Annotated in this window: 25 protein-coding genes and 3 pseudogenes; 15 read left to right on the forward strand and 13 right to left on the reverse strand. The window is 51.9% G+C overall.

From position 1 onward, the window contains the following. Positions 1–117 precede the first annotated feature (117 nt). Complete coding sequence (locus AC6I8J_RS21070; protein ID WP_253418035.1) at positions 118–1,065, reverse strand: LysR family transcriptional regulator; 948 nt, start codon at positions 1,063–1,065, stop codon at positions 118–120. A 165-nt stretch (positions 1,066–1,230) separates the two neighbouring features. Here AC6I8J_RS21070 and AC6I8J_RS21075 point away from each other — a divergent pair. The 4 genes and pseudogenes from AC6I8J_RS21075 (at position 1,231) to AC6I8J_RS21090 (ending at position 5,412) form a co-directional block, all read left to right on the forward strand. Beyond that, positions 1,231–2,346: pseudogene (locus tag AC6I8J_RS21075) on the forward strand (metallophosphoesterase). Between the two features lie 246 nt (positions 2,347–2,592). Next, the gene (locus AC6I8J_RS21080) at positions 2,593–3,795 is read left to right on the forward strand and encodes an MFS transporter (RefSeq protein ID WP_222925756.1); all 1,203 of its coding nucleotides are present in this window, start codon (positions 2,593–2,595) and stop codon (positions 3,793–3,795) included. Further along, positions 3,792–4,631, forward strand: a complete 840-nt coding sequence (locus tag AC6I8J_RS21085; protein WP_222925757.1) for an SDR family NAD(P)-dependent oxidoreductase — start codon at positions 3,792–3,794, stop codon at positions 4,629–4,631. The genes AC6I8J_RS21080 and AC6I8J_RS21085 overlap by 4 nt, the downstream gene beginning before the upstream one ends. A 73-nt stretch (positions 4,632–4,704) precedes the next feature. Next, on the forward strand, positions 4,705–5,412 hold the full coding sequence (locus AC6I8J_RS21090) for a dienelactone hydrolase family protein (RefSeq protein ID WP_222925758.1): 708 nt from the start codon (positions 4,705–4,707) through the stop codon (positions 5,410–5,412). A 250-nt stretch (positions 5,413–5,662) separates the two neighbouring features. Here AC6I8J_RS21090 and AC6I8J_RS21095 read toward each other — a convergent pair whose 3' ends face one another. Then, positions 5,663–6,460 carry an SDR family NAD(P)-dependent oxidoreductase gene (locus tag AC6I8J_RS21095; protein WP_222925759.1) on the reverse strand — a complete coding sequence of 266 codons (798 nt, stop codon included), beginning with the start codon at positions 6,458–6,460 and terminating at the stop codon, positions 5,663–5,665. A 279-nt stretch (positions 6,461–6,739) separates the two neighbouring features. Between AC6I8J_RS21095 and AC6I8J_RS21100 the strand changes: the two genes are divergently transcribed. The 3 genes from AC6I8J_RS21100 (at position 6,740) to AC6I8J_RS21110 (ending at position 8,534) form a co-directional block, all read left to right on the forward strand. After that, positions 6,740–7,483 (forward strand): SDR family oxidoreductase, encoded by a 744-nt coding sequence (locus tag AC6I8J_RS21100; RefSeq protein ID WP_222925760.1) that lies wholly within the window; start codon positions 6,740–6,742, stop codon positions 7,481–7,483. 182 nt (positions 7,484–7,665) lie between these two features. Beyond that, positions 7,666–8,139 carry an alpha/beta fold hydrolase gene (locus tag AC6I8J_RS21105; protein WP_497825820.1) on the forward strand — a complete coding sequence of 158 codons (474 nt, stop codon included), beginning with the start codon at positions 7,666–7,668 and terminating at the stop codon, positions 8,137–8,139. Further along, the gene (locus AC6I8J_RS21110) at positions 8,136–8,534 is read left to right on the forward strand and encodes an alpha/beta fold hydrolase (RefSeq protein ID WP_497825821.1); all 399 of its coding nucleotides are present in this window, start codon (positions 8,136–8,138) and stop codon (positions 8,532–8,534) included. The genes AC6I8J_RS21105 and AC6I8J_RS21110 overlap by 4 nt, the downstream gene beginning before the upstream one ends. A gap of 117 nt (positions 8,535–8,651) precedes the next feature. Here the strand turns inward: AC6I8J_RS21110 and AC6I8J_RS21115 are convergent. After that, positions 8,652–8,981 (reverse strand): annotated as a pseudogene (locus AC6I8J_RS21115) (NAD-dependent epimerase/dehydratase family protein); the annotation flags it as partial. A 174-nt stretch (positions 8,982–9,155) separates the two neighbouring features. Here AC6I8J_RS21115 and AC6I8J_RS21120 point away from each other — a divergent pair. The 7 genes and pseudogenes from AC6I8J_RS21120 (at position 9,156) to AC6I8J_RS21150 (ending at position 15,688) form a co-directional block, all read left to right on the forward strand. After that, positions 9,156–9,704, forward strand: coding sequence for a GNAT family N-acetyltransferase (locus AC6I8J_RS21120; RefSeq protein WP_497825822.1), 549 nt, complete (start codon positions 9,156–9,158; stop codon positions 9,702–9,704). Between the two features lie 790 nt (positions 9,705–10,494). Beyond that, a complete protein-coding gene (locus AC6I8J_RS21125; protein ID WP_497825823.1) occupies positions 10,495–10,827 on the forward strand; it encodes a hypothetical protein in 333 nt (110 codons plus the stop codon). Between the two features lie 70 nt (positions 10,828–10,897). Continuing rightward, positions 10,898–11,320, forward strand: coding sequence for a hypothetical protein (locus AC6I8J_RS21130; RefSeq protein ID WP_202605045.1), 423 nt, complete (start codon positions 10,898–10,900; stop codon positions 11,318–11,320). A gap of 146 nt (positions 11,321–11,466) precedes the next feature. Next, positions 11,467–11,868, forward strand: a complete 402-nt coding sequence (locus tag AC6I8J_RS21135) for a hypothetical protein (RefSeq protein ID WP_497825824.1) — start codon at positions 11,467–11,469, stop codon at positions 11,866–11,868. 659 nt (positions 11,869–12,527) lie between these two features. Next, a complete protein-coding gene (locus AC6I8J_RS21140; RefSeq protein WP_497825825.1) occupies positions 12,528–13,214 on the forward strand; it encodes a hypothetical protein in 687 nt (228 codons plus the stop codon). A 363-nt stretch (positions 13,215–13,577) separates the two neighbouring features. Further along, complete coding sequence (locus tag AC6I8J_RS21145) at positions 13,578–14,195, forward strand: dTMP kinase (protein ID WP_497825826.1); 618 nt, start codon at positions 13,578–13,580, stop codon at positions 14,193–14,195. A gap of 178 nt (positions 14,196–14,373) precedes the next feature. Beyond that, positions 14,374–15,688 (forward strand): annotated as a pseudogene (locus AC6I8J_RS21150) (NAD(P)/FAD-dependent oxidoreductase). A 181-nt stretch (positions 15,689–15,869) separates the two neighbouring features. Here the strand turns inward: AC6I8J_RS21150 and AC6I8J_RS21155 are convergent. From AC6I8J_RS21155 to AC6I8J_RS21165, 3 genes are all read right to left on the reverse strand, one after another. Beyond that, the gene (locus AC6I8J_RS21155; RefSeq protein ID WP_497825827.1) at positions 15,870–16,430 is read right to left on the reverse strand and encodes a sigma-70 family RNA polymerase sigma factor; all 561 of its coding nucleotides are present in this window, start codon (positions 16,428–16,430) and stop codon (positions 15,870–15,872) included. Positions 16,431–16,527: 97 nt separating this feature from the next. Next, positions 16,528–17,088 carry a fasciclin domain-containing protein gene (locus AC6I8J_RS21160; RefSeq protein WP_497825828.1) on the reverse strand — a complete coding sequence of 187 codons (561 nt, stop codon included), beginning with the start codon at positions 17,086–17,088 and terminating at the stop codon, positions 16,528–16,530. Between the two features lie 116 nt (positions 17,089–17,204). After that, entirely contained in the window at positions 17,205–17,606 is a 402-nt protein-coding gene (locus AC6I8J_RS21165) for a RidA family protein (RefSeq protein ID WP_161736101.1), read from the reverse strand. Between the two features lie 143 nt (positions 17,607–17,749). Here AC6I8J_RS21165 and AC6I8J_RS21170 point away from each other — a divergent pair, with 143 nt between their 5' ends. After that, positions 17,750–18,343 (forward strand): TetR/AcrR family transcriptional regulator, encoded by a 594-nt coding sequence (locus AC6I8J_RS21170; protein ID WP_497825829.1) that lies wholly within the window; start codon positions 17,750–17,752, stop codon positions 18,341–18,343. A 64-nt stretch (positions 18,344–18,407) separates the two neighbouring features. On the opposite strand, the gene AC6I8J_RS21175 is transcribed toward AC6I8J_RS21170, so the two are convergent. From AC6I8J_RS21175 to AC6I8J_RS21205, 7 genes are all read right to left on the reverse strand, one after another. Next, positions 18,408–19,187, reverse strand: coding sequence for an ABC transporter ATP-binding protein (locus tag AC6I8J_RS21175; protein ID WP_010246775.1), 780 nt, complete (start codon positions 19,185–19,187; stop codon positions 18,408–18,410). Then, positions 19,184–19,870, reverse strand: coding sequence for an ABC transporter permease (locus AC6I8J_RS21180; RefSeq protein ID WP_161736099.1), 687 nt, complete (start codon positions 19,868–19,870; stop codon positions 19,184–19,186). Before AC6I8J_RS21180 ends, AC6I8J_RS21175 begins: the two co-directional genes overlap by 4 nt. A gap of 9 nt (positions 19,871–19,879) precedes the next feature. Continuing rightward, positions 19,880–20,605 carry an ABC transporter permease gene (locus AC6I8J_RS21185; protein ID WP_202605044.1) on the reverse strand — a complete coding sequence of 242 codons (726 nt, stop codon included), beginning with the start codon at positions 20,603–20,605 and terminating at the stop codon, positions 19,880–19,882. A 6-nt stretch (positions 20,606–20,611) separates the two neighbouring features. After that, positions 20,612–21,460: an ABC transporter substrate-binding protein gene (locus AC6I8J_RS21190; RefSeq protein WP_497825830.1), complete on the reverse strand. Its 849-nt coding sequence runs from the start codon at positions 21,458–21,460 to the stop codon at positions 20,612–20,614. A 21-nt stretch (positions 21,461–21,481) separates the two neighbouring features. Beyond that, entirely contained in the window at positions 21,482–22,669 is a 1,188-nt protein-coding gene (locus tag AC6I8J_RS21195) for a M20 metallopeptidase family protein (RefSeq protein WP_497825831.1), read from the reverse strand. A 241-nt stretch (positions 22,670–22,910) separates the two neighbouring features. Further along, entirely contained in the window at positions 22,911–23,810 is a 900-nt protein-coding gene (locus AC6I8J_RS21200; protein ID WP_497825832.1) for an alpha/beta fold hydrolase, read from the reverse strand. 50 nt (positions 23,811–23,860) lie between these two features. Further along, positions 23,861–24,475, reverse strand: a complete 615-nt coding sequence (locus AC6I8J_RS21205) for a TetR/AcrR family transcriptional regulator (protein ID WP_497825833.1) — start codon at positions 24,473–24,475, stop codon at positions 23,861–23,863. Between the last annotated feature and the right edge of the window lie 149 nt (positions 24,476–24,624).

Consider the following 24,624-nt stretch of genomic DNA (forward strand, 5'->3'; position numbering starts at 1 on the left):
GAATTGAATGCCCGCTATGTGCCAGAAGCGGACACTACTGAACTGAACAGGTCAACTCTTGCGGCAGCAGCGCCGCCACGTATAGTGATCTAATGAAAATCAGGAATACTGCCAGATTTATGGCCGCCCCTCATTGCTGCGGCTTTCAGCCGCAATTTCTTCGCGCAACACATCAATGAGCTCTCTTAGCCCCTGAGGAATGCGTCGGTGTCCAGGGTAATACAGATGCATAGCCGGTTCTATTGGAGCCCAGTCAGGCAACACGATCCTCAGACTGCCTTCCCGGATATAATGTGATACCCGGTTTTCCAGACAATACGCAATGCCGGTTCCTGCAAGGGCAAGCTCAATGGCTAACGCTGTCTCACTGACACAAATCTGTCCAGGGACATCGATTGCACGATAATCATCCCCCTTGCTGAATTCCCATTTATAGATTATCCCCTGGCCCGTTCGCAGCTGAATACAGGAGTGAGCGCGCAAATCATCCGGCGTGGCAGGAAGGGAACGATGATAGAGGTAACGCGGAGACGCGACGGCAACCCATTTCAATTCAGGGCCCAGTTTGACGGCAACTAAATCCTCAGGAACTGTCCCGCCAAATCGAATGCCAGCATCAAACCCCTCAGAAACAATATCCACCATTCGATCATCAACGCTGACTTCTACTTCAACTTCTGGATACTGACTCAGAAATTTCGGCAGGTGACGAGCCATAATTAACCTTGCCCCGTCACTCAGGACGTTCATTCGTAACCGCCCGACTGGCCGATCACGCATCCGGTTAATTTCGTCTAAAGCGTCCCCTATTTCACGAAAGCCTGCATCCAGCCGCAGGGCCAGGCTTGCACCCGCTTCGGTCGGAGCAACCGTACGGCTCGTACGGTTCAGCAACCGAACACCCAGGCGCGTTTCAAGATTACGCACTGCGTGGCTGAGAGCAGAGGTGGTGATCCCAAGCTCAACGGCAGCTTTGGTGAAGCTGCGTAATCGTTCAACAACGCGAAAAGCATTCAAATCTGCCAGATCGCTACGTGAAAGACGGGGAGTAGGTGTGACTGACATAAAAGCGCCTTCTATACGTGAGAAAAATTCAACGCCCCATTGCAGGACACTAAATATAACCCGATCTCAAAGGTAATAAGTTTAGTTAAATTCACAAATTATATGCAACCAGTACAATGTCTCTGTGACAGTCGGACGGTTACATTTCAGTCTGGAGATGAAAGGATGTTTCACGTATGGACACTGCTCCCGGCAGTGTATGTATACCTGCGCTTTATAAAGAAGCTGAAATGCAGTAATAAAATCCAGATGTTACTGGTCCTTTTTATAGCGGTAGTATGTGAATTTCATTTACTGAGCCGTCTCGTCTTTGGCACGATGTTTTCTCCCGAACTGCCCTAACCGATCATGATCGTTCTTGGATGGATTTTTGGCAGCGTTATATTTTTAGCCATCATGCTGTTGCTTCAGGACAGCTGTTTTATTTTTTGTCGTGTCTTTCTACATCGTTCCGTTACAGGCAGAGCGGGTGGAAGGATGCTAATGCTGGTTGCTTCATGTCTGCTTGCCGCAGCGGGTGTGCATAACGCCGTAAAAACGCCTGGTGTACAACGTTCTGAACTTACGCTCAGGAAGCTGCCGCGTGAATTTGATGGCTTTACCATTGTGCAACTGACCGATCTTCATGCCAGCCGCCTCCTGCCTCATTCATGGATGCAGAGCGTGATGGATAAGGCCAATGCACTTCATCCTGATCTGATTGTAGTTACCGGTGATATAGCTGACGGGACGGTCAGGAACCGCCGGGCTGATGTATCCCCCCTGTCCTCTTTGAAGGCGCCTTATGGGGTATATGCCATTACGGGTAATCATGAATATTACTTCAACGCTGCCGCCTGGACGGAGGAATACACACGGCTTGGCCTGCGTTTCCTCAACAACTCACATGTCCGTCTGTCAAAAGGTGGCACCTCGATTGTTCTGGCTGGCGTAACTGATGAAGTAGCGCCTGAGTATGGCGGCGAGGGACCTGACCTTATGAAAGCACTAAGTGGAGAGTCCGTAGAAGACACTGTAATCCTGCTGAATCATCGGCCAGGCTCTGCTGCATACAGCGCGATCACCGGCGTAAGTCTTCAGCTCTCAGGTCACACTCACGGCGGCATGATTAGTGGACTTGATACAGTCGCAGCACCTGCGAATAACGGTTTTGTGTCAGGCCTCTATCAGGTCGGGGATATGGCACTTTACGTCAGTAATGGTGCCGGACTGTGGAATGGGTTCCCGCTGCGACTGGGAAAACCTTCTGAAATTACCTTCATTACATTACACGCACCGTAACCTGGCCACTATGGTTGAATATAAGTCAATGAATCAAGGTATCTCTTTAAACAATATCGGCCTGGAGCTGAGTTATAGTTTACTTAGTTTCAACTATATCACTGCATTTTCTCAGCTTAACCGCTAACAGAGATAATATCAGCCCTTTTGGCTGAGAACTGCTGTTCTTCAAAGAGCAGCGGTTCCCTTTCAGGATTCCTGACTAACTGAAGTGACAATCTTTCAGCTTCTGGAGGCGCTCAGGTTATGACCGAACACACTTACAGCGACGGGCAGAGTCGGGTGAAAGCCCCTTCTGGCCTGCTCCCTGCCATGCTTGCTCTTGGCTCCGGTGGACTGTGTATAGGAACCGGTGAATTTGCGCCGATGAGTCTGCTTCCCGCCCTTGCTAAAGGAACCGGTGTTTCAGTGCCTGCTGCCGGAGCCTATATCAGTGCCTATGCTGCAGGCGTGGTTATTGGTGCACCGGCTATCGCTGTACTGGCTGCGCGCTTACCACGAAAGGCGCTGCTGCTGCTGCTGCTTGTTATTGCGCTTATCGGCTACGGCTGTAGTGCTGCAGCCTGGAGCTATTCATCTATGCTCTCAGCGCGTTTTATTGCCGGGCTACCTCACGGCGCGTGGTATGGCGTTGCTGCCCTCGTTGCTGCATCCATGGTGCCTGCAGAACAAAAAGCGCGTTATATCGGTTATGTCATGCTCGGCCTTGCCATTGCGAATGTTGCAGGTGTGCCGCTGGTAACCTGGGCAGGACAATCGCTCGGATGGCGGATGTCGTTTTCGGTGGTCACTGCCGGTCTGGTGCTGACCGGCGTTATGGTCTCGCTTTTTGTTCCAGCGGTGCCGGCCGATCGCAAAGCCTCCCCCCTGAAAGAGCTGAGTGCTTTGCGCAGCCCCCAAGTACTTATGACGTTTGCTGTAGCGTCTGTAGGCTTTGCTGGCATGTTCGCCGTATACAGTTTTATTACGCCAGCTCTGACAGAGGTGAGCGGATTTAAGCTTTCGTCAGTTCCGTGGATTCTGGTGCTCTGGGGCGTGGGAATGGCAACGGGCAATATTATTGGTGGACGGGTGGCCGACAAGGCTCCTGTACCGGCCATTTACGGCATGTTGTTCTGGAATCTGATTACGCTTGCTCTGTTCGCCCTGGTATCCCAATGGAAAGTACCTGCGCTCATTACGCTCTTTTTACTGGGTAACGGGTTCTCGCTGGTGCCTGCACTGCAGTCACACATGATGAACATTGCCGGTGACGCACAGACACTTGCCTCATCGCTCACGCACAGCGCGTTTAATATTTCTAATGCGCTGGGTGCGGCATTTGGCGGGCTGGCCATCGCGTCCGGCGGATCGTGGATTTCAACGGGCTGGGTTGGCGCAGCTTTTGCCGTCATTGCACTTGTCCTGATGTTTCTCTCAGTACACATCACCAGAAGGAGTCAGTCATGACTGAATCAGTAATTAAGGCTGGCCGCGTTGCGGTCATTACCGGTGCGGCAAAAGGAATAGGCGCCGCCGCCGCACGTCGCTTTGCGCAGGAAGGTATGCGCCTGAGTTTGTTTGATCGTGATTGCGCTGCGCTGGAGGCTCTGGCAAAGACACTGAACACTGAATACCGGCTGGTCACAGGGGACGTCACGAACGAACAGGATCTGATGCGTCTGCGGGACATTACCTTGAATGAGTTCGGCGAGGTGGCACTGCTGATGAACAACGCCGGCATAAAGCAGGGCGGCGGGCCATGGGATGCACCTGCGGACTGGCGCATTCAGATAGAGTCGAACCTCCTCTCCATGGTTACAGTGCAGCACCTTTTTGTACCCGCCATGCTGGGTATGAACAAAAGGGCGGCTATTGTGAACCTGGGCTCAAAAGAAGGTATCACTACACCACCTGGAAACGCGGCTTACAGCGCAGCGAAGGCTGGTATCAAGGTGCTGACTGAACAGCTGGCGCATGAGCTGAGAAACGTAGCCGGAGACAGGATAACCGCGCACCTGCTGGTTCCTGGCTTTACCTGGACTGATATGAACTTTCCGGGTATGCAGCCGGATAAAGACAGTAAGCCGGCTGAGGCGTGGACGCCTGACCAGGTAATCGAACACTTTGTAGAGCGCTATGAGCAGGGCGATTTTTATATTATCTGTCCGGATAACGCTGTCAGCCCCGAAATGGATGCAAAGCGTATTACCTGGTCCTTTCAGGACATTATCGAAAACCGGCCTGCGTTGTCCCGCTGGCATTTCCAGTGGAAAGGCGCATTCAGCCAGTGGATGAATAAATAAACTACGGTTGCCAGTAATGTCGGGCGCTGGCCCGGTTTTGACGATCGCGTTTATCTGAGGGCAGGAAGGACAAATGAGTATTATACAAAAAGAGACTTTTTACTGTTGTGGCGAAACACGACTTAGGGGCGTTCTTGTCTATGACGCCGACAGTCAGCGGCAACGTCCGGGTATCGTTCTTGCGCCAAACATGATGGGCATTACTGAGTCGAACAGAGAGCATGCGGTAAGAGTGGCACAGGAAGGCTATATTGTCCTGATTGCCGATTTATATGGCTCTCTGCCTGCCACCGCGGAAAAGGCTTCAGCTGAAATGAATGCGCTCAAGGATACGGCTGAAGAACGAAACAGGATGAAAGCCGCACTCCAGGCCCTGGCTGCAAATCCCCTGACAGATGCGTCCAGACTCGGAGCCATAGGCTTTTGTTACGGTGGCCACTGTGTGCTGGAACTTGCCCGCAGTGGGGCGCCGTTGCGCGTTACTGTCTGTATTCATGGGACACTCAGTACGCAACAGCCGGCCGTCAGAGGGGATATCAGAGGACAGGTTTTAGTTCTTAACGGGGCGGGCGACCCCTTCGTTTCTCCGGATCAGATTGCGCAGTTCAGTCATGAAATGGCTTCTGCAGGTGCAGGCTTTCAGCTGGTAAATTACGCAGGGGCGGTGCATTCATTTACCTATCCGCGTGCGGATATTCCGGGGAAAATGCAATATAACGAGAACGTCAGCAACCGTGCGTTTCGGATGGCGTTTTATGTGCTTGCCGATGCCTTCTTATAATGCTCTTGCGAATATATCATCTGCTACTGGCAGGAGATGAGTTTTAAAATGGCTGTATTTACGCCTCATTAAAAATGGAGTGGTAACACTTTGATGATGAGAACCCGGAAAAAGCTGGAGAAATGTACAGATTGAATCTGTAATCTATACACCATGATGCCGCCTTATTTTTTTATTTATGTCATTGCAGATTAAGTATCGGCCGATCTTCAGACCGGCCGATACAATGTTCATTTACCGGTAAAATAACTTATTTTTTACTGGCTGAACCCGGTTCAGAAATAATGCGATGACGCTGCGCTTTTTGCGACTCGCTTTGCAGACGATTCAGCACATCTCCCTCATGCTCAGCCTCATCATTACCGTATACATACTCATGCCCACTCATCAGGGCATACCAGGCCCGTTCTGCCACTTCCGCTGGCTTGGTCGTCTGAGCGGCGCCAACGCTGGTATCGGACTGGCCAGCGTTTTTAAAGAAGTTAGTCTCAGTAGCGCCAGGCATCAGGAGAGTCATGTTCAGGCCTGCGCCCTTTAGCTCATTACGGATCGCCCAGTAAAATGAGTTAACAAAGGCTTTTGACGCCCCGTAAACAGCCTCAAAAGGGATAGGCGCCGTACCTGAAACAGAAGAGGTCATGAGAACATGTCCCCCGCCCCGCTTAATCATGTCCGGCAAGAAAATTTTGGACATATGTACGTAAGAATCAACATTCAAGCGGATGAGCTGAAGCTCTTTTTCAAGTTCGGTGCCGCCGATAAAACAGCCACCCAGTCCCTGCCCAGCGTTAATAACCAGAGCGTCAATGTGGTGCCCGCCGTCATCGATTTTCTTTTTAAGCAACTCAACTTCTTCAAAGCGGCTGAGATCGGCTGAGAAGGCGTGCACGGTGCCCCCAGACTGACGAAACTCATTACATGCATTGTTCAGCTTCTCTTCATTTCTTGCCACAGCAATAATATCGTAACCATTTTTGGCAAAGATTTTTGCCAGCTCAAACCCAATTCCGTTAGATGCCCCGGTAATAAAAGCCAGTTTCTTGCTCATTTCTCTTTCCTTTATTTGTGAATTCACGGTAAGCCTGGCAGGTAAAATGAGAAGTTGAAGCCGGAAAAGGACTAAGAAATACCTCTGACAGAGATTTAAATAAAAAACTCAATAAAATCAATATACTGCAATAGTTGATTTTTATTCAATGCTATATTGAGTGGATTAAAATGGTTTTTCTGAAATTAATGCCACACTTTGTGCGTTGCTTTTCCATATTTCATAACAAACATATGCATTCATTTTTTTAGTCAACTTAAAGCCAGGAGTGTTTTATATATGTCGTTGAATAAAGAGACCGTCACTGTCATTACCGGTGCATCGTCAGGTATTGGAGCGGCTACCGCTCGCAGGCTTGCGCAGTCCGGCACCCGTATTGTCCTTGCTGCGCGAAGTGAAGAAAAACTGAAAAAAATAACAGATGAGATTAACGAAAAGGGTGGGCATGCAGAGTTTCGCATTACAGACGTAACGGACAAGCAGGATGTATTTAACCTGATTAGTGGCGTGACAGACAAATACGGACGTATTGATCATCTCATCAATAATGCGGGGCTGATGCTTTTTTCCGACTGGGCAGATGTGGCAGTAGAAGACTGGAATAAGATGATTGACACCAATATTCACGGCTATCTGAATGCCATAGCAGCCACGCTGCCGGTGTTTCTGGAACAGAAACGCGGTCATATTCTCAATATGAGCTCCGTCGCGGGCCTGCACACTGGTGCATCCAGCGGCGTTTACAGCGCAACCAAATTTTTTATCCGCGGCGTCACCGAAAGCCTGAGAAAAGAAGTTGGCGTGACGAACGGCATTCAGGTGTCTATGGTCAGTCCGGGCGTTATCGATACGGGCTGGGCCGACAAAGTAAATAACAGCAAAGGCAAAGAAGCTGCTCAAAAACTCAATGAAATTGCCATTACACCTGAGCAGGTGGCTGATGCCGTCGCTTTCGTGCTCGATAAGCCGAAAGATCTTACCATTAACGATATCGTGATCCATCCCACGCGTCAGGACTGGTAATTTTGCATTCAACAACCGTAAGCCGTCTCTGCGCGGTAAAGCGGACAAGTTACTCTGGCTGTTCTGATCCAGATAAAAGGATTGTATGCATTTTACTCTGGATGCACAGCCAGCTTTCCGATAATTCGTTACGGTCGTTTATGCGCCCCTACGACCGGAGTTTTTTATAAGGAGATCTGACAATGCCTGATGTGTTCTCACTTGAGACAGAACAGAATGTAAAAATCGGTTACTCAACTGAAGGTCACGGGGAAAAAATCTTGCTCCTGATCCACGGCTATCCCCAGACCTCGCTGGCCTGGCGCCGTATGATTCAACCCCTGACAGAGGCAGGGTTTAAACTGATAATTCCTGACATGCGTGGAGCAGGACGTTCATCCCGCCCCGTCTGTGGCTACGATAAAAAGACACTGGCGTCTGATATGGTCAGCATACTGAACGAGCAACAAATATCAGGGCCAGTATACGTTGCAGGCCATGATATTGGCATGATGGTTGCATTTGCTATGGGGGCTTTTTCCCGGAGCGTGTTAAAAAGCTGGTTCTTATGGAGGCGCCAATTCCGGGTACGGCTGGTTTTGATACTGCGAATGCGGATGATACACGTTGCTGGCACTTCCATTTCCATCAGGCAAGAGATGTTCCGGAGGCATTGACGCGTGGAAATGAGGCCTTCTATCTGGAGCGTTTTTTTCACGATCTGGCATGGGACTATCAGGCAATCGACAGAGCTGCTTTTGAACATTACGTCCGGGCTTTCAGCCAGCCCGGCGCAATGCGTGCAGGCTTTGAGCTTTATCGCGCCTTTAGAAAGGATGCAGAAGATAACAGAGCTGTCATCAGCCAAGGCAAACTGCAGATGCCCTTACTGGCAGCGACTGGAGAGGGAAGTGACTTCACCAGAATAATGCCAGGAATGATGGCAGAAGTTGCAGAAAACTGGGAGCATGTGGTGATAGAACACAGCGGGCACTGGATCCCTGAGGAAAATCCTCAGGAACTGGCTAAACACATGATTACGTTTTTGAACGACCAGGACATTCCAGTCTGATTAAAGACTGGCAATACTCAGCCGGAGCGATTGCACAAAACCTGTCTGCAACCGGCTGAAGGTGAAGGCGCTGATCACAGGCTTATTATTATCCTGAAGAGCGCCTTCTAGATGCCTTTACGCCTTATCCATCCAGCGATGTTGAGGCTTGTAGCCCAGCACGCGCATCGCTTTTTCGCTGGAAAGCACCGACTCATTTCCTTCAAATTGTTTGCGGCATTCAGTATGAGGATAATATCTCTCCAGCAGCTCCTGGGTAGGTGTACGCATGCAAGTTACGTCGCTGGGAATAAAAAATTCATCCTTACCCCGCGCATCATATTCAATGGCAATCTCAATGGACTGCGCAACGTCACGCACATGCACGTATGTCCACATATTCCACAGTCGTTGTGTAGGGTCGTCCTGCCATTCCTCAAATTTTGCATATTCTTCAGGGTTCATGACCGCTTTTCGCTCAAAGCGGACATTGGCCTGCACAACGTCCGCTTCGTGCCAGAAGCGGACGCTGAAGCCGTAATACCATCTTTGCATGATGTAACAGATGACGGTATGTGCATATTTTTCGTAAGGTAAACAGAATCTGATCAGGAATTTATTAACCAGTAAGGATAACTGCCTATGCTAACCCCCACACTTACAACAGATCGGTTGCTTTTAAAACCATTACTCGCCGAAGATGCTAAGCAGATCCAGACGCTTTATCCCCGCTGGGAAATAGTCTGCTATATGGTGGCATCGGTCCCCTGGCCTTATCCAGAGAATGGTGCAGAAAATTACGTCAATAACGTTGCTCTGCCTGACATGGCGAAAGGAATTGCATGGTTCTGGACTATCAGAAATCGTGAGATACCAGATAAAGTTATGGGCTTGATCTGTCTTTACGATGAAGAAGATAACAATCGTGGATTCTGGCTCGCACCGGAATATCAGGGTCAGGGCTATATGCGTGAGGCTAGTATTGCGGCTACAGATTACTGGTTCAATGTGTTGAATAAACCGGTGTTACGCGCACCTAAAGCAGCCCTTAACCGCCGCTCTCAGCGTATTTCGGTCACTAGCGGAATGCGGCTTATCAAAACTGTTAAGAAGGAGTATGTCAGCGGCCTTCTGGATTCTGAGCTTTGGGAAATCACCCGCGATGAGTGGAATGCTCTAAGAGTTCAATGATACCGGTAATACAAAGTCCGCTTTCCGCTCATTACGCACGGTAAGCAGGCTGCTGAGGCTAACCCTGCCTTTCGCCATCAGACCCTGGCCGTCAGGCCCGGAACGCTTAGCGGTTCGGCAGAGCTTAGCGGCACTGCCGGTTAGCGCAGTGGAGCTCGACGACCCGGCAACGCCGGGGAGCTGAAGGGGGCCATGTTCCGGCAGTTGGTTGTTTGAGAAGCTACCGCGAACTATTAACCGGCCGCACACTGAACGCTCTCACAGCATTACTGTTTTGCAGCCGAACGATATTGAGCCGTTTCCTTAGCTGTTAAGGTCCCGTCTGTAGCTGTTCTGGCAGTACCTCCTGAAATATCTGTATTTCAAAGGTTCGCTAAAGTTAGTTCAGAATCGTTAAATAATATCCATCAGAACATCCCTCTTAATAGTCAGCATAATTATACAGAAATGACATTTTCGCCTTTTTTCTTAAATTTATATACGCCACTTTTTTTGTTGATAGAAAACCACTTTAATAAGAGTGTAATGTGTGTATGTTCATGAAAAGAGCAAACCATTAGCAGATTAATTATTAGCCTTAAATTTTATATACACTCAATGACCTGACAAAGAATTAACACCTCCGATGTCTCCGCTCAAATTCAAATGAAAACATCCTAAGACACCGATATACGTTTCATTACACTCCTGTGATTTTAATTTTTAATGAATTTACCTTTAATCAAATGGCTCATTACTGACGGGATGGGCCGCGATTATCTCATGTATTTCTTACCTTTAAGGATGGATTATGAGACACAAAAAACTAACTCTTGCTTTAGGTCTTTTTGTTCTCTCTGCGGCGCGAATTTCTGTCGCCGCACCGTTAATTAACGAACCGCTTACTGACCACCTCTCCCATACCTTCGTACTTATTAGCGATGCGAATGGTGGTGACGGCGGTAACGGCGGCTCTGGAGCCAATTCTCCAGGTGGCCCGGGCGGAGATGGCGGTAATAACAGCGGCAGCGGTAACGGGAACGACAACGGTAATGGTAACGGCACTGGCAACGGCTCAGCTAACGGCAATGGTTCCGGCGGTGGTGACGGCGGTGATGGTGGTGGTGACGGCGGCGGCGCGTAATCAGGCTGTTAAATCTTACTAAAAATGGTCGCCTCCGGAAGGCGGCTATTAATTAAAGGATGGAACTTTTATGTCAAAGCTGCTCAACACTCTGATTCTCATACCGCTTTCGGCAGGACTTCTTTTTTCCCTTCCAGTCTTCAGTCAGACACTGCCGCAGGGCGCTATCCAGCTGTCTGACTGTGAAAGTCAGAATGGACAGAATGGGAACGCCACTTCACCCAACGGAGAAAATGGTAAAAATGGCGTACCAGGCACCGGTTGTCTGAACGGAGGTAATGGCGGTAACGGTTCTGCTGCAGGTGGTAACGGCGGAAATGGGGGGAACGGTGCAGGCGCCGGGACTGAAACCCGTCACAAGCACCATAAACATCATAAAAGTACACCCGGTAGCGCCAATGGCGGAAACGGTGGTGATGGCGGATCAACAGATAACGCCCCCGGCGGGGCTGGCGGTGATGGAGGTAACAATGACCCGTCACAACATCTGTAAACGATGCCGAACCTTACTACGGTGCTCCACTCTGCTGCTGGCGGTTTTAACACATTACGGTTATGCATCTCCGGCATACCCGAGCCCATTTTCTGCTTCTTTATCACTGATTTCGGATGGTGGAAACGGCGGTGACGGTGGTCCGGGTGAAAACGGCGGAAATGGCGGTAACGCTGGCACGGGTTCCAACTCAGATGGCGGAAATGGCGGAAATGGAGGCACAAACGGAGCCGATGGAGGGAATGGTGGCAACGGAGGAAGCGGGAATAATTCACCCGGCGGTGATGGTGGTGGTGGCGGTGATGGTGGTGGTGGCGGTGATGGTGGTGGTGGAAACGGGGGAGACGGAGGGAATGCCGGTTCTGGCAGCAACGGAGATGGCGGCGACGGCGGTAATGGGGGGGAAAACGGCGGAAATGGTGGAAACGGAGGTAATGGTGACGGATCAGGTAATGGCGGAAACGGCGGCGATGCCGCTCCAGGCGGCGTCGGCGGTCAGGGTGGCAGCGGCGGGAGTCAGGGAGGACATGATGGTTCTCCCGGGATGAGCGGAACCAGGGCATCTAAGTAATTATCCGTATGCTGTTAACGCGGTCTGCCGGAGATTGATTACTCCGGCGGCCTCATGCCTGCAGACTAAACAGACAGTACAACAATGCTGATACGTCGTGCTGCAGGACCTGAACTGCAAAAGCTGATGGAGTTGCCAGCTCAGGCAAATGCCAAACCTCCCTAAAAAACACCGGATTGTGCCAGCCTGAGCAATGGCAGCTTATCCGGCACCATCCAGCGTTCCAGTTCGTGCATCATCCCTGTCGATTCCTTTGACTGAAAACCGGCCTCTGCCCCGAGTCGCCATAATGGCTGTCCAGCCATTTTCCATGTACATCTGGCTACCAGGGAAATTCTGGAATTTTGGCGTGTTAAAAGCTGATACTGCATTATGTTTCGAATGCCTTTTTGCGTCAGATTACCTACCAGTCTGCAAAAATTGCCACTGTCCGCTACAAGGCCGAGGCGCACGTTTAGCACCTTGTTAAACGTGCGCGATGTGCCACAGAGACACCTCGGATGAGATCCGCACTGAATTAACCTTTCACATTTTTTTTAATGTCCAAATGATCACTTAAAGATTAATCAGGTAGCCTGAAACGTTAGTCAGAAATATCCTTAGCGACAAACAGATTTAAATGGCAAAAGGGCTGATATGAAATCGATGAATCTGCACAACATCTACCGTTCTGCAAATGAGAATACCGTTGCGATATGGGGAGAAAATGCAGGCATTGGCGATATCAGGCAAGGGAACTACTACGATCCGGTAAAATTCGCTCTCGCAGCAGGCATACAGCCGTCTGTATCCTCTGATGTCACACGTCTGCTGTGTGAACTGCAGCAACTCACCAGAGATGATCCACAAGCCGATGTTCTGCCAGCAGACGGTTTTCATTTTACCTTTTTACCTCTGACCCTGCCGCTCTATCACGAAGACGCGTCGTTGCCCGAAAAGGTGGATCAGCTGACGGCTATCTGGACCGGACTTGATGCGAAGAAAATCGTTATCAGGAATCTCCGGCTCGTTGCGTTGCCCGGTCAGTTGTTGCTCGCAGGGATCCCTGAAAGTCCTGCCGTAGCCATGCGCCAGTCATTCTGCGAAAAAGTGCTCGATTCTGACTGGAAACATGAGCTGCTGATGCGTCATTCCGGCAGCCCTTTACCGGCCCCCTTCTGGCACAGCACCCTGCTGCGCTACAACGCGGCTTTTTTACCCGTGACCTTACGTCGCTATTTTCTGGAACGTCAGACCGTTGATTTTGGGGATGTCGCCGGAGAACTGACGCTGGCAAAGATCAACTACAACTGGACAAAATGTTACCCGTTACGGATTAACTGATGCGATGCGATTCCCTGTCAGAAACGATTTTTGTCCTGCGTTTACATGAGCGTCGCATGCGTTCAGGTCCGTTTCTCTCTCAAACCCTCCGTCAGCAGACTAAATCAGGAACTTTCTGTTTTCCAGGCTGTTCCCGTAAACTATAGGACGCAGGTTTTACTCCATGCATCCGAAAATAGGATGATAGGGCCTGCCAGGCAGAGCCGTTTATCGTATCCATTATTGTCTGTGAATACTCCTCCATTTTGTTCTCGCAAAAATGGCCCACGGTTTAAGACACTATCCGCTTCTCACACCAGGAAATAACATGCTTTTGGCAAATGTGCGTTTTACTGAAATCCTGACTCTATCGTCACTCCAGTCATGAATCGTCAACTGTTTGTTTCTCTGGATGGGCCGAAGGGCGCTGGCAAGACCACATTGCTGGAAGCCATCACGCAAGTGCTGAGGGCAGACAACATGAAAGTGATCCGACTCAGTGAGAGAAAGAGCGATCCTTTCAGGGCAGAATCCATGGCGCTGGTTAACCGGCTTGCCAGAGATCCCTCAGCAGATCTGGAATGGGAAATCTGTCAGCGTTTTGCTGTCAGCCGTGCCTGGATTTCACAGAACGTACTGACTAAACAGCCGCAAAACAGCGTTATCCTGATGGATCGCTGGTATCCATCAGATGCCGCGTTTCGACGGATGATTCCTTTTACAGAGGTTCTGCAGCTAAACCGTGAGCACAACGTCCGCACGCCAGATCTGCATGTCGGGGTGGTCACTGCGCCGGAAATTTCCTGGGAAAGAGCCGCAGCACGATCGCGTGGCCTGGGAAGTACGGTAATTCACCGCCTGGAAGAACATATCGCCTCCACCCGCGCGTTTGAGCAGGAAGTTGCCAGCAACGGCTGGTTTTTATGTCGCAATGAAGGGAGCATTCAAGAGGCAACGTTACAGGTGGTGGCTGAAATTCACAGCGTGATTTTTCGGTCCTGAAGAGCAAATCTGTGGGCGCGTTATCCTCTCCTCTCGGCAAATCCGTGCACACCGGGTTGTGCAGAAAAAAACACTTTATTTAACTTGTCTGAAATCAAGATTAGTCAGATTACCGCTGGCACAGACATCCCGCTTTCCCCTATAAAATTGCTTTATTTTTCATATAAGGCATAGGGAATTGCGCTACGCATCGATACCATTCAATCATAATCAACCGGGCTGGCCTGCGGGTGAGCACAGTTTTCCGCCACAGCCTGCGTTGCAGGGCGATATCACTGCAGACTGGGTCATCGTCGGGGCAGGATTTGCAGGCGTCGCCTTTGCGCGCCGCCTTGCAGACATTAATCCGAACCTGAAAATCATTATCGTCGAAGCTCATAGCACACAGCAAAGCGCATCGGCACGTAATTCCGGCTTCGTTATCGGCCTGCCGCATAATATTGGCAGCTCAACTGCCGAATTAAAAAAGGCAAACGCATACCGGAATTTGCTTCAGGAAGGCATTCGTCAGCTGGAGCAGGTTATTTCCCAGCATCATCTTCAGTGCGACTGGGAACAGGTCGGTAAATATCACTGTCAGGCTGAACGTGGTAACGACGCTATTTTAAAGGAATATGTCAGCCATCTCGATCTGATGAACGAGCCGTGGCAGATGTCAGACAGTGAGGAGCTGTACCATAAACTCGGTACGCGCTTTTACAGCAAAGGGATTTATACACCGGGCTGCGTGCTGGTTAATCCAGCACAGCTGATTGCTGGCCTGAACGCGTGTTTACCTGAGAATGTTCAGCGCTTCGATAACACACCCGTGCTGGGGATCCGTTACGGCAGCACGGCTGAAGTGCTGACATCTTTTGGGGTGATTAAATCGCCAAAAGTGATGCTGGCCACCAATGCACTATCACCAGAAACTGCGTCCGGGACTTTCGCGTCAGGCTGCCATGGCAACCTTCGCCAGCATCACCGATCCATTGACGGACGAACAACTGGCTACCCTGCCCCCCATGCAGAGCTGGGGACTCACGCCGGTTAACGCCATTGCCGGAGCGACCTTTCGTTTTACCTCAGATCGCCGTTTCCTGATTCGCCAGCATGTCATACCCGCGCTCAGGGGGCAGGTAAATGCGGCCCGGACTTATGAGGCAACCCAGCTGCATGAGCACTTATTTAAGAAAGTCTATCCAACGCTGGGCAGTGTGAAGATAACCCATACCTGGTCTGGCACCATCAGCGTCACGCGTAACGGCGCGCCGGAATGGGGAATGCTGAACAAATTTATTTGCACGGCGTGCGGCTGTAACGGCGCAGGCATTTCAAAGCAGACCGTGGCAGGCACGCTGCTGGCGGATTTCATGATGAAACAGGATAACCCGCATATTGCAGATATGCTGTCGCTGGGCAAAGCCAATATCATGCCACCCTCGCCAGCGCTGGATATCGGCATTAAATTGTCGCTGATGAAAGAGCGGTATCTGGGCCGTAAAGAGGTTTGATTGTCAGAAAGAGTGACCATAAAAGACGTTCCGGCATTTATTACTGAAGTGGTGATTGATGACATGCATGATGGCGCGACTTTATTAATCGCTTTCTGCAAAAGAAGCGCAACAAAGAACATATGATCAATTTTCCTGCTCACGCCAGTGTGTGCAGGATGTTTATTCCTGCACTGGTAGTTTATAAACTTGCACGTTTACGTATTGCGCCAGGAAGTATCATAAGTCCCAGTTCCAGGCCAAAACCCCGAATATGGGTTAACGCGCGACGTATCCAGCTTTTTACCGTGCCATCGGGCTGTCTCATGGAAAGTGCGATCTCACTCTGTGACAGGCCACGATAATATGCGAGCGAAAGGCTTTGTCGCTGTTCTGACGGTAACTGCGCCATACAGTGCTGAAGGCGGCGCGCTTCAGCAGGACTTTCGTCAGATAGATGTGAACGCTGAAAACCCGCTTCAGCTTCGCTGATTTCCTCAATCGAACAGCATCTGTTCTCGTGTTTGCGCAGAAAATCGATCGCTCTGTTTCTTGCTATGTGACTGAGCCAGATCAGCGGTTGACTGCGCTTGTGGTCGTAGTCGTTTGCCGACTGCCAGATTTGAGTAAAGGTGTCGTGAAGGATCTCTTCTGCCCAGTCGCGCCGTCTGACCATACGCAGAATAATGCCGTAAAGCCGGGGAGAGAGGACATGATAGAGCTGCGCCAGCGCAGATTTATCGCCGCAGGCAATCTGGTTCATTAAGTCAGCCTGAATTTGAGGCACAGTTTTTGTCATCGGCTTCCCTGTTAAAGATGTAGCCACAGTATCAGTGGCTACACACAGTATAAGTAACGCTTTACGGCATCAGCACGGTATCGATAACGTCGATGACGCCGTTACTCTGATTCACATCATAAGTGGTAATGTTAGCGACATTGCCCTGAGCATCTTTAAGCTGAATGTTGTGCGGGCCGTTTGCCATCACCCGCAGGGATGCGCCATTTACCGTTTTCAGCTCCGCTTTGCCTCCACCCGCTTTGATTTTTTTCTCCAGTGCTTTCATGTCCCGTTTTCCTGCGACCACGTGATAGGTCAGAACGCTGGTGAGCTTCTGTTTGCTCTCTGGCTTAAGCAGAGAGTCGACGGTGCCCTGCGGCAATTTTGCAAAGGCGGCATTGGTCGGCGCGAAAACGGTAAATGGCCCCTTCCCTTCAAGTGTCGGAACCAGACCGGCGGCCTTAACCGCCGCGACCAGCGTGGTGTGATCTTTCGAGTTAACAGCATTCTCAACAATATTTTTTGACGGGTACATGGCAGCGCCACCAACCATGACCGTATCGCTGTCCATGGATGCGGAATAGGTTGCACCGCTGAAAACTAATGCAGAAAAAAGCAGAGTTGGCAGGAATGGTTTCATTTTCACTTCCCTCATTGAGTTTGCAGACAGGGCCGATGTGCCCTCATCTGTTAATACGAATGAGTGAAGAAAACGGATGCAAAAAATTTTAATTATTTTCTTGCGGCATCAGCGGATTATTTTTGTTGTGCCGGAATGCGGGCAATCACCTTGATTTCAAAATCAAATCCCGCCAGCCAGGTGACCCCCACCGCGGTCCAGTTAGGGTAAGGCGGTTGCGGAAAAATGGACTGCTTCACCTGCATGATGGTTTCAAACTGGTTCTCCGGATCAGTGTGGAACGTGGTGACATCGACCAGGTCGTCAAAAGTGCAGCCTGCTGCAGCGAGTGTTGCCGCCAGATTTTCAAACGCCCGTTCAACCTGAGCAGGAAAATCGGGTTCGGGCGTGCCGTCAGCACGGCTGCCCACCTGACCGGAGACAAACAGCAGATCGCCTGATCGGATGGCAGCAGAATAACCATGCTGCTGATAAAGGGCATGGCGGTCAGCGGGAAAAACAGTTTCGCGCGTAATCATAGTGGTTCCTTTCATAACGCCAGTCGGCAAAGCAGGATGCGGCGTACACAGGAATGATTTAATATACGCGGCGTATGTCATATTAATCACACATACGCTGCGTATGTCAAATGATATACGAGCCGTATGTGAAAGGAGATCTCATGGCCGCTAAACGTCGCGCTGAAACAATGGAAGAGAACCGTGCAAAGCTGATTGCAGCGGCGCGCACCGCATTTGCTGAAAAAGGGTTTGCGGCAGCATCAATGGATGAACTGACGTCCAGCGTTGGCCTGACCCGTGGTGCGCTTTACCATAATTTCGGCGATAAAAAAGGGCTGCTGGCAGCGGTCGTGGCACAGGTTGATGGTGAGATGGCGCAGCGGGCTAAAGCAGCCGCATCTGGCGTGGCAGATGAGTGGGAGAAGCTGGTGGCAGAAGGCATTGCCTATATTCAGTTAGCCATGGAGGCCGAAGTGCAGCGTATTGTGCTGCGCGATGGCCCGGCGTTTCTGGGCGATCCCGCGCAATGGCCCAGCCAGAACAGCTGTCTGGCAGCCACGCGCGAAACGATTGTGAAGCTGATCGAAAGCGGAACGATCAAGCCGGTAGACGCCGATGCCGCCGCGCATCTGCTGAACAGCGCAGCGCTGAATGCCGCACTCTGGGTCGGCTCCAGCCGTGACCCGGAAAAGGCACTGCCGAAGATGATCGAGGTGTTTATCCAGCTGACGGGCGGCCTGCGCCAGAGTGATTAATCCTGAACATGGCTTCAACCAATAGCCATCAGTGCTGAAGCCAGATTGCATCATCCCGGTTGCTTTAGCCTGCATTGCGCTCAAAGTGGCTGTTCACAAAGGCACGACAGCGCGGCGAGATCGGATCGAGGAACACCTGTTCCGGTGAACCCGACTCCTCAATCATCCCCTGATGCAGAAACACCGCTTTGTTCGACACGTCACGCGCAAAGCCCATTTCATGAGTCACGATAATCATGGTGCGCCCTTCTTCTGCCAGACTGCGGATCACCCGCAGTACTTCACCCACCAGCTCCGGATCCAGCGCAGAGGTCGGCTCATCAAACAGGATCGCTTTCGGCTGCTGCGCCAGCGCCCGGGCAATCGCCACGCGCTGCTGCTGTCCGCCGGAAAGCTGCGACGGCCAGGCGTCGCGTTTTGCATAGAGTCCCACTTTATGGAGCAGCGCTTCTGCTTCTTCAATCGCCTCTTTATGGCTGCGCTTCTGCACATGAACCGGTGCTTCAATGATGTTCTGCATCACCGTTTTATGCGGCCACAGGTTGAAGCTCTGAAATACAAAGCCGAGCTGCATTCGCATCAGCTTGATGCGACGGCGCTGCTCGCGGCTCAGTTTTTCGTCGGCGTTATCCAGCGTGACGTTCACCTCGCCGACCGCAATTTCGCCTGCCTGTGGCACTTCAAGAAACGGAATGCAGCGTAGCAGCGTACTTTTGCCTGAGCCGCTGGCACCGATCAGCGAAATCACATCGCCATCCTGCGCAGTCAGGCTGATGTCGTGCAGCACTTCGTGTCCCGCATAACTCTTTCTGAGATGACTCAGCATGATGGTGGGTGCGGTCATGAGCGTGCTCCAAAATAGTAAGGTGATAAGCGTCGTTCCAGCATCGATACGCCTTTGCTGACCAGCATGGTGAGTATCAGATAGATCACCGCTGCGCTCAGGAACACCTCCAGCGCCCGGAAAGTGGAAGAGACTATCGAGTCGGCAATGCCAGTCATCTCCATCAGGCTGATAGTGCTGACCAGCGACGTCGCTTTGATCATCGAGATGATCTCATTGCTGTAAGCCGGCAATGCCTGCCGAATCGCAATCGGTAAAGTGATGCGAGTAAAGATTTTATACGACGACATGCCCGAGACTTTAGCGGCCTCCAGCGACTGCTGACTGACGGCACGCAGCCCGCCGCGCAGGATCTCCGAGGTGTAGGCGGCATCATTCAGAATCAGCGCCAGCAAGCCGCACCAGTAGGGATCGCGCAGCAGCGGCCAGAACAGGCTTTCCCGCACCGCCGGTAAACTGCCAAGACCGTAATAGACCATAAAGATCTGTATCAGCAGCGGCGTACCACGAAACAGCCAGACGTAGAAGCGACAGAAAACGCTGCCGACACGCGTCATGCGCAGCAGGTTAAGCAGCAGCGCCAGCACGCCACCGCCAGACAGTGAGAGCAGCGCCAGGTTGATGGTCAGCGGCAATCCTTTCAGCAGCGCCAGCAGCGTCTGCTGTAAAAACATGATATCCACGTGGACTCCTTATCCCTTCACGCGCTGTTGACCGCGCATCGCAAACTTTTCCACGTAGCGGAAAACCATATCGGAACAGGTGGTGATAATCAGGTAGATCACCGCACCCACGCTGTAGAAGAAAAAGGACATCTGGGTGGAGTTGGCTGCGGTGGAGACCTGGTTCATCGTTTCCACCAGTCCGGTGACCGAGACCAGCGCCGACTCTTTGATCACCGATTGCCACTGGTTGCCCATGCCGGGCAGCGCAGTGCGTAACGCCTGCGGCACGATAATGCGGCGAAACATCATCAGCCGCCCCATGCCGGTCACGGTCGCCGCTTCCAGCGTTCCGCCGGGAATGGCGTAGAAGGCGCCACGGAATACCCCGCTCTGATAGGCACCAGAGATCAGCCCGATGGCAATCGCGCCCGCCACAAAGCCGTTCACATCGAACGGTCCCTGGAAGCCCAGCGCGGTGCCCACGGTTGAGACCACCTGTCGTCCACCGAAGTAGAAGAGGTAGATCACCAGCAGTTCCGGCACGCCGCGAAACAGTGTGATATAGCCTGCCGCCAGTCGCTGCTGCCAGCGCGAACCGGCAATCTGTATCCAGCAGAGCACGCTGCCCAGCAACGCACCCAGCAGCCAGGCGCATATCGATACGCTGACGGTAACGGCGGCGGCATTAAGCAGCACGCCACCCCAGCCCTCATCCCCGAAGCCCAGTATCTGCCAGTCAATATTCATCAGCATCAGCGGTTACGCTTTCGGCGCGACATCTTCGCCAAACCATTTGATCGACAGTTTGCTCAGCGTCCCATCTTTGATCATGGCGTCCAGCGCCTGATTCAGCACCTGCTGCAGCTCACTGTTGCCTTTACGCAGACCAATCGCCGAGCCTGCGCCCAGCACGCCACCGGAGAAGCCATAGCCGCTGCTGCTGATCGACTCAGTATGTTTTTTCACAAAGGCGTTGAGGTTGGTACGAGACGCCATGACGGCATCCACCCGGCCATTCATCAGGTCGGCGAAGGTTTCAGGACCCGCCTGATAGGTGCGGATAGTGGCAACATCGCCCAGGTATTTTTGAAGGAAATCCGCCTGAATGGTGGCGACCTGCACCGCAATGGTTTTGCCTTTGAACGTGGTTTTCAGATCGTCGATTGCTTTTTTCATGCCGGCGTCATCATTCGCCGTCACAATCGTGCCGCTGCCTGGCAGCGTGGCCAGCGGGCTTTTTTTCGCAGTCACAAAGCTGGAGACGCTGACGGTGTACTGATGGGTAAAATCGATCGCTTCAGCACGTTTTGGCGTTACGGTCACCGCATCGATCACCGCATCATATTTACCGTCGATAAGACCTGGGATCATGCCCGACCATTTCTGGGCGATGATTTCATATTTAAAGCCAGCACGTTTAGCCAGTTCCGCCACCATATCCGGCTCATAGCCGACGATTTTGCCGCTCGGTGTGGTCTGGTTGAACGGAGGATAAGCCGCTTCAGTCGCAAACTTCAGGGTGCCGAAATCTTTCGCCTGGCTGAACGCGGAAGTGGCGAGCAGCGCGACGGTCAGAGAAGCCGTGAACAGGCGGTTACGCATCATCATATAAACCTCATTTATTTATTATTAAGAGAGTAAATCAATTGCAAGGCGGGTCAGCGCCTGCGTCCCGGCGGCAATGCTGCGTTCGTCCGGCTGATAGTCGGAGTTATGCAGGTGATCGTCACGGCCCGGCGTGGCCGATCCAATATGAATCTGGCAGCCCGGTACCCGTTCCGTGAACAGTGAAAAATCTTCGGCACCAAAGCTGGCGCTGGGCTGCGCAATGATGGGCTTATCAAACTGATGCGACAGAATCTGTTCCAGTGAATCGATCAAACGATCGTCATTCATCAGAGGCGGCACGCCGCGCTGGAAGTTAACCTCCACCCGTACGTTTTGCGCCAGCGCCACCCCTTCGCACATCCGTTTAAACGAGGCTTCCATAGCAGCGCGTACTTCCGGCGACTTAGTCCGGATGGTGCCCTGAAACAGGCAGCTATCGGGAATGATATTGTGGGTGGTACCACCCTGAATGTGCCCGATGGTTAGTACGGCGGAGTAAGCGGGATCGCGTTCACGTGAGATGAGGGTCTGTAGCTGGCTGATGAGATGCACGGTCGCGATAATCGGATCGGTGCCCATGTGAGGACGTGCCGCGTGGGTCGATACGCCATGTACCGTAACGTCGAATTCATCGCTGGAGGCGGTGCTGGCCCCGCGCGTCAGGGCGACTTCCCCCGCAGCCAGTTCAGGCTTGTTATGCAGGGTCACGGCCCATTCAATGCCATCTGCCGCGCCGTCCGCAATCATCGCCTCAGCGCCACTTTCTGGCGTCTCCTCCGCGGGCTGGAATATCAGCCGGACCCGGCCTTTGAGCTGCTGACGATAGTGCGGCAGGATCGTTGCCACACCCAGCATCGTTGCGGTGTGAATATCATGCCCACAGGCATGCATTTTTCCGGGATGGCGGCTGGCAAACGGTAAACCGGTCTGCTCATGGATTGGCAACGCGTCCATGTCGGCGCGCAACAGCAGCGTCTTACCCGGCTCTGCGCCGTCGATATCCACCACAACACCGCTGCGACCAACGCCGGTGCGGGGATTGAGTCCCAGCGCCTGCAGATACTCTGTGACCAGGCTGGCGGTACGCAGCGTATCAAAGCCTAATTCCGGATGCGCATGGATATCACGTCGAATCGCCACTAACTGCGATTCAAGTTCATTAACTCTGGCTTTTATTTCCCCGGCCAGTCGTGCTTTTTCCTGATTCATAGCAGCCCCGGCAATATGCGATCGGCACTTTGCTGCCGACCGCTATTTTAATCTTATCCTGATGGCGGACGTTGATGACCGTTTATTTATTCACAGCACGCGACAGAAAGCAACGCGCAACAGCCTGCTCTACATGCTTAAAAATCAATAAGATAGTGTTATTTATTGGAAACCTGTATGAGATAACAGCGGATCAGCAATAATATTAATAATCCGCCACACGACATTACTTTCCCTACTGTCACTGAGGTGATATTGCGCTTTTATCCGGAGAGGGAACAAAGAAGTCTGCCAGTATTTCCGCTAATTTCTCGGGTTGTTCGTCGGGAATAAAATGGCCGCAGTTGAGAACAGTTTCACTGCTTACCTGATGCGCTACGGTGCGCAGCGGGGTGGCCATATCGGGTATCGATCCCTGGTCGGCACTGACAGCCAGCAGCGGTAAAGCCAGTTTGCCTGTTAACGCGCGCTGTCGATTCTGCTCTGCCGACTGTGCAAAAGCGCGGTAAAAAGCCAGTCCGGCCCGCAAGGCTCCGGGCTGCTGAAAAACGCGCAGATATTCACAACGGGCTGCCGCATCGATGCGATGTGGATTAGCTGACTTACGGTTAAAAAACCAGTCCAGGTAGATCGCCTCTCTGCCAGTGATCAGCGCTTCCGGTAAATCATCCACACAGTGAAATCCAAAATGCCAGGTTTTCCAGGCGCTATCACCCACCATTGGCAGTAAGTCAGGCAGTGTGATGCCGGGAATGCCGCCATCCAGCAGCGCGAGACGCCTGACCTTTTCGGGATGGCCTGCCGCAAGTGACCAGGCGACCCACGCCCCGATATCATGCCCGGCCAGATGAAAGCGTTCGATACCCAGCAGGTCCAGCAGCGCCAGTATGCGCTCTGCCACGCTGTCAGTGTCGTAACCACTGGCTGGAAAGTCAGAATCACCCTGCCCTGGCAGGTCGGGTGCGATCACGTGAAAGCGGCTGGCAAGCAAGGGAATAACCTCCCGCCAGGCATAACTGCTTTGCGGGAAACCCGCGAGCAAAACCACAGTCTCAGCGTGTTCACTGCCTGCGCTGAGGTAGTGCAGCCGCTGCGCGTCAATATTAATGAAGTGGTGCTGGTAGAGTGGATATACGTGCATAAAACCTCCGGAAAATAAGGAAACGATCACTTCCTTAATGAATAAAAAATTTAGTCGAGTAATTTCAGCGCCAGGGGGATGATGCTGACATCGGGCCGGGTCGCAGCAACTTTACCGGATACCCGCATCCCCAGCACGATGCAAAGCATTAACGAAGCGGTGGCCTCTCTGTCCAGTGCGGGATTGATCGAACCATCCTGCTGACCCAGGCTGATTATCTGCTGCAGATTCTGCTGGTTGCGTATTAGCGCCGCGCTGACGGCTCCGGCAAGTTCCTCATCCAGAGTTTGCAGCTCCACGGCGCTGACAGCGACCAGACAGCCGCGCTCACCTTCGACATCGCGCACTGAATCCACATAAAAATTGAGTAGCGCCGCCAGTTTCTCACGGCCATTTTCACATTGCGCCAGCCGCGCGGCTAAACTGCTGTTACGCATTGAGAGATAGCGAGCAAAGACGCTTGCAAACAGCGTGCGCTTGTCGGTAAAAGCTTTATAGATGCTGCCGGTAGTGAGTTGCATTGCCTGGCCCAAATCGCCTATCGAGGTGGCGTGATAGCCCTTTTGCCGGAATACCAGCATTGCGCTGTCCAGTGCCGCATCGGTATCAAACGCCCGCGGTCGTCCCCGCTCTTTAAAACGGTTATCGTTCATCGCAAACACCATTAGAGAATGATCATTTCCTTTAAGATAGACTGATTTGTCCCGCAATGAAAATCTTTTTCCCAGCCGCTAAACAATGCATTATGACGCTGATACGCATTTCATAACCTTTCTCCAGACCCTCCCCCCTCTGACCTGACGCAAGGCACTGA

It is taken from the genome of Pantoea sp. X-Soil-ISGK-355 (assembly GCF_059730805.1).

Excerpts from the sequence above, each read along its gene's own strand:
- AC6I8J_RS21095 (WP_222925759.1), bottom strand. The coding sequence starts at position 6,460 with ATGAGCAAGAAACTGGCTTTTATTACCGGGGCATCTAACGGAATTGGG.
- AC6I8J_RS21100 (WP_222925760.1), top strand. The coding sequence starts at position 6,740 with ATGTCGTTGAATAAAGAGACCGTCACTGTCATTACCGGTGCATCGTCA.
- AC6I8J_RS21165 (WP_161736101.1), bottom strand. The coding sequence starts at position 17,606 with ATGATTACGCGCGAAACTGTTTTTCCCGCTGACCGCCATGCCCTTTAT.
- AC6I8J_RS21070 (WP_253418035.1), bottom strand. The coding sequence starts at position 1,065 with ATGTCAGTCACACCTACTCCCCGTCTTTCACGTAGCGATCTGGCAGAT.
- AC6I8J_RS21145 (WP_497825826.1), top strand. The coding sequence starts at position 13,578 with ATGAATCGTCAACTGTTTGTTTCTCTGGATGGGCCGAAGGGCGCTGGC.
- AC6I8J_RS21205 (WP_497825833.1), bottom strand. The coding sequence starts at position 24,475 with ATGGTGTTTGCGATGAACGATAACCGTTTTAAAGAGCGGGGACGACCG.
- AC6I8J_RS21155 (WP_497825827.1), bottom strand. The coding sequence starts at position 16,430 with ATGAACCAGATTGCCTGCGGCGATAAATCTGCGCTGGCGCAGCTCTAT.
- AC6I8J_RS21120 (WP_497825822.1), top strand. The coding sequence starts at position 9,156 with ATGCTAACCCCCACACTTACAACAGATCGGTTGCTTTTAAAACCATTA.
- AC6I8J_RS21140 (WP_497825825.1), top strand. The coding sequence starts at position 12,528 with ATGAAATCGATGAATCTGCACAACATCTACCGTTCTGCAAATGAGAAT.
- AC6I8J_RS21160 (WP_497825828.1), bottom strand. The coding sequence starts at position 17,088 with ATGAAACCATTCCTGCCAACTCTGCTTTTTTCTGCATTAGTTTTCAGC.
- AC6I8J_RS21130 (WP_202605045.1), top strand. The coding sequence starts at position 10,898 with ATGTCAAAGCTGCTCAACACTCTGATTCTCATACCGCTTTCGGCAGGA.
- AC6I8J_RS21185 (WP_202605044.1), bottom strand. The coding sequence starts at position 20,605 with ATGCTGATGAATATTGACTGGCAGATACTGGGCTTCGGGGATGAGGGC.
- AC6I8J_RS21090 (WP_222925758.1), top strand. The coding sequence starts at position 4,705 with ATGAGTATTATACAAAAAGAGACTTTTTACTGTTGTGGCGAAACACGA.
- AC6I8J_RS21080 (WP_222925756.1), top strand. The coding sequence starts at position 2,593 with ATGACCGAACACACTTACAGCGACGGGCAGAGTCGGGTGAAAGCCCCT.
- AC6I8J_RS21125 (WP_497825823.1), top strand. The coding sequence starts at position 10,495 with ATGAGACACAAAAAACTAACTCTTGCTTTAGGTCTTTTTGTTCTCTCT.
- AC6I8J_RS21195 (WP_497825831.1), bottom strand. The coding sequence starts at position 22,669 with ATGAATCAGGAAAAAGCACGACTGGCCGGGGAAATAAAAGCCAGAGTT.
- AC6I8J_RS21175 (WP_010246775.1), bottom strand. The coding sequence starts at position 19,187 with ATGACCGCACCCACCATCATGCTGAGTCATCTCAGAAAGAGTTATGCG.
- AC6I8J_RS21170 (WP_497825829.1), top strand. The coding sequence starts at position 17,750 with ATGGCCGCTAAACGTCGCGCTGAAACAATGGAAGAGAACCGTGCAAAG.
- AC6I8J_RS21085 (WP_222925757.1), top strand. The coding sequence starts at position 3,792 with ATGACTGAATCAGTAATTAAGGCTGGCCGCGTTGCGGTCATTACCGGT.
- AC6I8J_RS21105 (WP_497825820.1), top strand. The coding sequence starts at position 7,666 with ATGCCTGATGTGTTCTCACTTGAGACAGAACAGAATGTAAAAATCGGT.
- AC6I8J_RS21200 (WP_497825832.1), bottom strand. The coding sequence starts at position 23,810 with ATGCACGTATATCCACTCTACCAGCACCACTTCATTAATATTGACGCG.
- AC6I8J_RS21190 (WP_497825830.1), bottom strand. The coding sequence starts at position 21,460 with ATGATGATGCGTAACCGCCTGTTCACGGCTTCTCTGACCGTCGCGCTG.